Source organism: Bacillus cereus group sp. BfR-BA-01408, from assembly GCF_022663305.1.
GTDB lineage: Bacteria > Bacillota > Bacilli > Bacillales > Bacillaceae_G > Bacillus_A > Bacillus_A pacificus.
On sequence record NZ_JAKUFF010000007.1, the window covers coordinates 101,487 to 108,874 of the forward strand.

The following is a 7,388-nucleotide window of genomic DNA, read 5'->3' on the forward strand; positions in this document are numbered from 1 at the left end:
CTGACATAAAAATATATGCAAATCATATTTTTACATAACAAAAAAAGCCAGTTAAACTGGCTTTTCCTTATTGCTGCTCTTGTTTGTTTTCTTCTTTAGCAGCTTCTTTTTCTTGCTCTTCTTTTAGCAATACTTTTCTAGATAAATTCACGCGACCTTGCTTGTCAATCTCGATAACTTTAACTGTAATTACATCACCGATTTTCACAACGTCTTCTACTTTACCTACACGCTCAAGTGCAAGTTCAGAAATGTGAACTAATCCATCTTTACCGCTGAATAATTCAACGAAAGCACCGAATTTCTCAACACGTTTCACTTTTCCTTCGTAGATTTCCCCTACTTGTACTTCGCGAACGATATCCTCGATAATTTTCTTAGCTTTGTCGTTCATTTCTTGATTTATTGAAGAAATGAATACTGTACCATCTTGCTCGATGTCAATTTTAACGCCAGTTTCTTCAATAATTTTATTGATTTGTTTACCGCTTGGTCCGATAACGTCACGGATTTTATCTGGGTTAATTGTCATTGTAATAATCTTTGGAGCGTACGCTGATAATTCAGTGCGTGGCTCTGCAATTACAGATAACATATGATCTAGAATGTGCATACGACCAACTTTCGCTTGTTGTAATGCCTCTTCTAAAATTTCACGAGATAGACCATCGATTTTAATGTCCATTTGTAGTGCAGTTACACCGTGTGCTGTACCTGCTACTTTAAAGTCCATATCACCTAAATGATCTTCCATACCTTGAATATCAGTTAAAATTGTGTAATGCTCACCTGATTTAACTAGGCCCATTGCAATACCTGCAACTGGAGCTTTAAGTGGAACACCAGCATCCATCATTGCTAAAGTACTACCACAAATACTCGCTTGTGAAGTAGAACCATTTGATTCTAATACTTCAGATACAAGACGGACTGTGTATGGGAAATCTTTTTCAGACGGAATTACAGGCTCAAGAGCACGTTCTCCTAGTGCACCGTGACCAATTTCACGACGACCTGGTCCACGCATTGGTCTTGTTTCACCAACACTAAATGATGGGAAATTGTAATGGTGCATAAAGCGTTTTGATTCTTCTACACCAAGGCCATCTAAAATTTGCACATCGCCTAATGCGCCTAATGTACAAATACTTAATGCTTGTGTTTGTCCACGTGTGAATAAACCAGAACCGTGTGTACGAGATAAAATGCCAACCTCTGATGCTAATGGACGGATTTCGTCACCTTTACGGCCATCTGGGCGGATTTTCTCAACTGTAATAAGACGACGTACTTCTTCTTTTACAATTTTATATAAAATCTCATTTACTTGTCCTAATGTATCAGCATCAGCTTCTTGCGCTTCGTAATGCTCAATTACACGCTTTTTCACTTCGTTAATTGCATCTTCACGTGCATGTTTCTCATGTACTTGAATTGCAGAATGCATATCCTTCTCAGCCATTTCACGTACAGATTGGTTAAGATCAGCGTCAACTTCATAAAGTTTCACTTCTGATTTCTCTTTACCTACAGCTTGTACAATCTCTTCTTGGAATGCAATTAGACGTTTAATTTCGTCATGACCAAACATAATTGCTTCTAACATTGTTTCCTCAGGCACTTGATCTGCTCCTGCTTCAACCATGTTAATTGCATCTTTCGTACCAGCTACAACAAGGTGAATATCACTTTGTTCTTGCTGTTCTACTGTTGGGTTGATAACGAATTCGCCGTTAATACGACCAACTGTTGCACCCGCGATCGGACCTTCAAATGGAATGTCTGAAATCGATAACGCTAATGAAGAACCAAGCATAGCTGCCATTTCAGAAGAACAATCTTGATCAACACTCATTACGATGCTGACAACTTGTACTTCGTTACGGAAACCATCTGCGAAAAGTGGACGAATTGGACGGTCGATTAAACGACTTGCCAAAATTGCTTTTTCACTTGGACGACCTTCACGTTTAATGAAACCGCCAGGAATTTTTCCGACTGCATATAAACGCTCTTCATAGTTTACTGTAAGTGGGAAGAAATCTACATTTTTTGCTTCTTTTGATGCAGTTGCTGTAGATAGAACCGCCGTATCGCCATATCTTACTAATACTGCTCCGTTCGCTTGCTTTGCAAGCTGACCTGTTTCAACTGTTAGCTGGCGACCAGCTAAATCTATCGAGAAGACTTGCTTTTCTTGACTCATTTAAGTACCCCTCTCAATTTAAAGTATTCAATTCTTCTATGTAAATGGATAGTATATCACAATATTCTACCTCTAGTATTACCGAAAATGAAGTAAGCTATAAAGAGTAGAAGATATATTTTTACCTAACAAAAAAGCGGGAATATTCCCGCTTCTTTGACTATCGACGTAAGCCAAGCTTTGTGATTAATTCACGGTAACGTGTGATATCGCTATTACGAAGGTAAGTTAGTAAGTTACGACGTTTACCAACCATCTTTAATAGACCACGACGTGAATGATGATCTTTCTTGTGAGTACGTAAGTGCTCGTTTAGAGTGTTAATTTGCTCCGTTAGGACAGCAATTTGAACCTCTGGAGAACCAGTATCAGTCTCATGAGTTCTAAATTGTGCAATGATTTCATTTTTACGCTCTTGTGTTAAAGCCATCCTATTTCACCTCCTATTAATTAAACCCCCGATTACCTAGCAAGCGTCGGTGAGTCGCAATGCCAAGCAATGGTTGTCATAAAGTACATAACATAGAATACTACTTTTCATTTGAAAAAGCAAGTATATTCTTTTCGTTCGCAAAATATTCTTGTGCTGTTTTCTTATCTTTAGCGATTTGTTCAACTAACTCATCGATGCCATTGAATTTCTTCTCTTCTCTTATACGCATATGCCACTCTACTGTAACATTTTGATCATATATGTCTTTGTTAAATTCAAATAAGTGCACTTCAATAGATAGTTGGCGCTCATCTTCTTTAAAGGTTGGTTTATATCCAATATTACATACACCATCGTACCATTCATCGTGAACTTTTAATCTCACTGCATAAACACCTACAGGTGGTAATAGATACTCATCACTTAAACCTACATTAGCTGTTGGGAAACCAATTTGACGTCCACGTTTATCACCGTGTACAACCGTTCCTCCTACTGTATATGCCCTACCTAAAATAGATGGAATTTGCTCCATTTCGCCATTTCGAATTAACTTTCGTAATGCCGTAGAACTTACTTTCTCTTCTTGAAATTCAACTTTTTCAATCACAGTCTGTGTAAACTCCCCTCTTGCATGAAATGGTAAAGTCTCCATCTTTCCTTTTCCTAAACGTCCATATGAATAATCAAATCCTGCTACTACATGTTTTACATTTAAACCAATAATATAATCATCTACAAATTGTTGTGGCAATAAGCCTGCAAATGATTCATCGAATTTAACAACATATAATATATCGATTCCTAAACTCTCGACTATTTTTTCTTTATCACACATTGGTGTAATATACTCCGCATGCGCTTCCTTTTTACCTAAAACAACAGATGGATGCGGATAAAATGTCATCACTGCACTTTTATATCCTCGTTCATCCGCTATTTGTTTCGCAGTTCGAATCACACATTGATGTCCTAAATGAATGCCATCAAAAAATCCTAATGCCATTACAGTAGGTGGTAATTCTAATTTATTTTGTTCATGTGGATGAGTTAAATGAATAAGTTTCACGCTTGAATTCACCTTTTTCTGTAATAATCCTTCCAATAATTCATTATAGCTTTAGTTCTTGATTATTCACAAGTACTTTCATCGGCTTTAGCATACCAGGGTGTTTTGGATGGTGCTCATAAATTGCAAGGCAACGATCGTTTTTATCAAACACTGTTATAAATGGCGCCGTTATTTGCAATTCATTTTTTAAGAACATACCATTTTTTATTTTTTCTGCTTGCTTTTCATCTACAACCATTTTCGGGAACTTACTTAACGCTTCATCAATTGAAATGAAGATAGACTCTACTGTTCCATTTTGCACGTTTTCTTCAATTTCTTCAAATGATATGCAATCTTCTAATACAAATTCACCTGAAGCCGTTCTTACAAGGTGAGACATATGTGATGGAAAACCAAGTTTTTCACCAATCATTACCGCTAATGTTCTTACATATGTGCCTTTACTACACGTTACACGGAAACGGAATGAAATATTTTCTCCTTCAAACACTTCACGTTCATCCAGTAATACAAATTCATGAATTGTAATTGTACGAACTGGACGTTCAACCTCTTGTCCTGCTCTTGCATATTCATATAATTTTTTCCCGTTAACTTTTACAGCCGAAAACATCGGAGGCATTTGCTCAATCGTACCTGTTAATGCGGCAAGAACCTCTTCCACTTCTTTACGAGTAATAACACGATCTACATGTTTCGTTTCCACAACTTCACCTGAAGCATCTTCAGTTGTTGTTGAAAACCCTAATGTTACTTCACCTTCATATGTTTTCGTTTCACTTGTTAAAAATTGTGCAATCTTCGTTGCTCGTCCAACACAAATAGGCAATACTCCTGTTACATCTGGATCTAATGTTCCTGTATGACCAATTCGTTTTTCACGCAATATCTTTCTTAATTTAAATACACAATCGTGTGATGTCATGCCTTTTGGCTTATGTAATAATACTACACCTTCCATATATGTTCACCTCATCGTAATTCTTTCATAATCATTACCTAAAACTTATTTTACATTGAAAAAATGGATAGACAAATGTCTATCCATTATTCTTCACGTTTACCTTCTTTATTAATTTCATGTAAAAGTGTATCAATTCGATGACCATATCCGATAGATTCATCAAATTCAAAGGAAATTTCAGGCGTTTTACGAAGACGAATACGTTGGCCAATTTCTGAACGAATGAAGCCTTTTGCCTTCGCTAAACCTTTTAATGTACTTTCTTTCTGTTCTTCATCACCTAAAACAGAAATATATACTGTAGCAATTTGTAAATCTCCACTCACTTGTACATCTGTTACAGTAACAAATCCGACACGTGGATCTTTAATTTTACGACTGATGATGTCGCCTAATTCTTTTTTCATTTGCTCGCCTACACGGTTTGCACGTAATTTCATAACTCTTCACCTCATTCAATACCATTCCAATTGTGTTATCGTACGTTCAATTTCAGGAAATGAATCGATATACTCAAGTACACGATTCATTTCTTTTTCACAAATAACACGATTTGAGGATACGGAAACAATCGCAATTTCTGTACGTTGCCATACATCTTGATGCCCTACTTCTGAAACAGCTACGTTATAACGCTGTTTCACACGAGTTAACACCCGTTGCAAAATTGCTCGTTTCTCTTTTAAAGAATGCACATCGTAAATCATACACTCGAATGAGAGAGAAGCGATAATCATCGCTTCACTTCTTCCATAATGTACGCTTCAATGATGTCCCCTTCTTTAAGATCGTTGTATTTCTCAATTGTAATACCACACTCATAGTTTTGAGCAACTTCTTTTACGTCGTCTTTGAAACGTTTTAACGTATCAAGTTGACCTTCATAGATTACCACACCATCACGGATAATACGCACGCCGCTATCACGTGTAATTTTACCATCTGTTACGTAACAACCTGCGATTGTTCCAACTTTTGTTACTTTAAACGTTTGACGTACTTCTGCTTGACCGATTACTTTTTCTTCAAATTCTGGATCTAGCATACCTTGCATCGCTGCTTCGATCTCTTCGATTACTTTATAAATAATGCGGTGTAAACGAATATCAACGTTCTCTAATTCAGCTGTACGCTTCGCATTTACATCTGGGCGTACGTTAAATCCAATTACAATTGCATTAGATGCAGAAGCTAAAATAATATCAGATTCTGTAATCGCACCTACGCCTGTATGGATAATTTTAACTTTAACACCTTCAACATCAATTTTACGTAGTGATGCTGCCATTGCTTCTACAGAACCTTGTACGTCCGCTTTCACAATTAAGTTAATTTCTTTTACATCGCCCTCTTGGATTTGTTGGAATAAATCTTCAAGGCTTAATTTAGATTTCTCACCACGTTGAGCAAGTAGCGCTTCTTGTGCACGTGATTCACCGATTTGACGAGCTTTCTTCTCATCAGCGAATGCCATGAAACGATCTCCTGCTTGTGGTACTTCGTTTAAACCTGTAATTTCAACAGGAGTTGATGGACCAGCAACTTTTACACGACGACCAATATCACTTACCATTGCACGAACACGACCGAATGTAGTTCCAACAACGATTGGATCTCCTACTCGAAGCGTACCGTTTTGAACAAGTAATGTCGCGATAGTTCCTTTACCTTTATCAAGTTGGGCTTCAATTACAGTACCAGTTGCATAGCGGTTTGGATTTGCTTTATACTCTTCTACTTCACTTACAAGAAGAATCATTTCTAGTAAATTGTCAATTCCTTCACCTTGAATCGCAGAAATTGGTACGAAAATTGTGTCTCCGCCCCATGCTTCTGGAACTAATTCATATTCTGTTAGTTCTTGCATTACGCGATCAGGGTTCGCAGCTGGTTTATCCATTTTATTCACAGCAACAATAATTGGTACTCCTGCTGCTTTCGCATGGTTAATTGCTTCAACTGTTTGTGGCATAACACCGTCATCAGCTGCAACAACAAGGATTGTAATATCCGTTACTTGTGCACCACGAGCACGCATCGTTGTAAACGCCGCGTGACCAGGTGTATCTAAGAATGTAATTTTCTTGTCATTTACTTCAACTTGGTATGCACCAATATGCTGAGTAATTCCACCCGCTTCACCAGCAGTTACTTTAGAGTTACGGATAGAGTCAAGCAATGTTGTTTTACCATGGTCAACGTGTCCCATGATTGTAACTACAGCTGGACGCTCTTTTAAGTTCTCTTCATCATCTTGCTCATCGATGAATGTTTCAAACTCAGTTTCGCTTACAATTACTTCTTCTTCTACTTCAATACCGTAGTCGTTAGCAATTAACTCAATTGTATCTTTATCTAAGTCTTGGTTAATTGTTGCCATAATTCCAAGCATGAAGAGCTTTTTAATAATTTCAGATGGCTCTTTACTTAATTTCTTAGCAAGATCACCTACTGTAAGACTTCCAGAGAAAGTAATTTTATCTGGTGTTTCTACAGTTTGTGTTTGTTGTCTTCCAGCAAAGTTCTCTTGACGCTTGTCTTCGTTTCCTTTGCCTTTTTTCTTTTTCTTATTGCTGTTCTTTTTACTACGAACAACTTTTTCTTCTACTTCAAACTCATCTGCAACAGAAGGTTTTTCAGTTTGATACTCATTATCTAATTTGTTTACTACTTCATCGTCTAACATTGTCATATGATTCGAAACCTCGAT

The 7,388-nt window shown here is 37.2% G+C and carries 7 protein-coding genes; all 7 read right to left on the reverse strand.

Going from position 1 to position 7,388, the window contains the following annotated elements; translation table 11 throughout:
* Positions 1 to 67: 67 nt before the first annotated feature.
* Positions 68 to 2,206, reverse strand: a complete 2,139-nt coding sequence (gene pnp, locus MR083_RS06280) for a polyribonucleotide nucleotidyltransferase (RefSeq protein WP_000076751.1) — start codon at positions 2,204 to 2,206, stop codon at positions 68 to 70.
* A gap of 160 nt (positions 2,207 to 2,366) precedes the next feature.
* The gene (gene rpsO, locus MR083_RS06285) at positions 2,367 to 2,636 is read right to left on the reverse strand and encodes a 30S ribosomal protein S15 (protein WP_001229392.1); all 270 of its coding nucleotides are present in this window, start codon (positions 2,634 to 2,636) and stop codon (positions 2,367 to 2,369) included.
* A 100-nt stretch (positions 2,637 to 2,736) separates the two neighbouring features.
* On the reverse strand, positions 2,737 to 3,708 hold the full coding sequence (gene ribF, locus MR083_RS06290) for a bifunctional riboflavin kinase/FAD synthetase (RefSeq protein WP_000766721.1): 972 nt from the start codon (positions 3,706 to 3,708) through the stop codon (positions 2,737 to 2,739).
* A gap of 43 nt (positions 3,709 to 3,751) precedes the next feature.
* The gene (truB, locus tag MR083_RS06295) at positions 3,752 to 4,675 is read right to left on the reverse strand and encodes a tRNA pseudouridine(55) synthase TruB (RefSeq protein ID WP_000399343.1); all 924 of its coding nucleotides are present in this window, start codon (positions 4,673 to 4,675) and stop codon (positions 3,752 to 3,754) included.
* 86 nt (positions 4,676 to 4,761) lie between these two features.
* Entirely contained in the window at positions 4,762 to 5,118 is a 357-nt protein-coding gene (gene rbfA / locus MR083_RS06300; protein WP_000776443.1) for a 30S ribosome-binding factor RbfA, read from the reverse strand.
* Positions 5,119 to 5,133: 15 nt separating this feature from the next.
* Entirely contained in the window at positions 5,134 to 5,415 is a 282-nt protein-coding gene (locus MR083_RS06305) for a DUF503 domain-containing protein (RefSeq protein ID WP_000582364.1), read from the reverse strand.
* Positions 5,412 to 7,388 (reverse strand): translation initiation factor IF-2 (gene infB, locus MR083_RS06310; protein ID WP_242268735.1); only part of this gene is annotated, 1,977 nt, incomplete at its 5' end. The genes infB and MR083_RS06305, both read right to left, overlap by 4 nt.

Bases quoted from the DNA above. Each gene is read 5' to 3' on its own strand.
- pnp (WP_000076751.1), bottom strand. From the start codon at position 2,206: ATGAGTCAAGAAAAGCAAGTCTTCTCGATAGATTTAGCTGGTCGCCAG.
- rpsO (WP_001229392.1), bottom strand. From the start codon at position 2,636: ATGGCTTTAACACAAGAGCGTAAAAATGAAATCATTGCACAATTTAGA.
- truB (WP_000399343.1), bottom strand. From the start codon at position 4,675: ATGGAAGGTGTAGTATTATTACATAAGCCAAAAGGCATGACATCACAC.
- rbfA (WP_000776443.1), bottom strand. From the start codon at position 5,118: ATGAAATTACGTGCAAACCGTGTAGGCGAGCAAATGAAAAAAGAATTA.
- MR083_RS06305 (WP_000582364.1), bottom strand. From the start codon at position 5,415: ATGATTATCGCTTCTCTCTCATTCGAGTGTATGATTTACGATGTGCAT.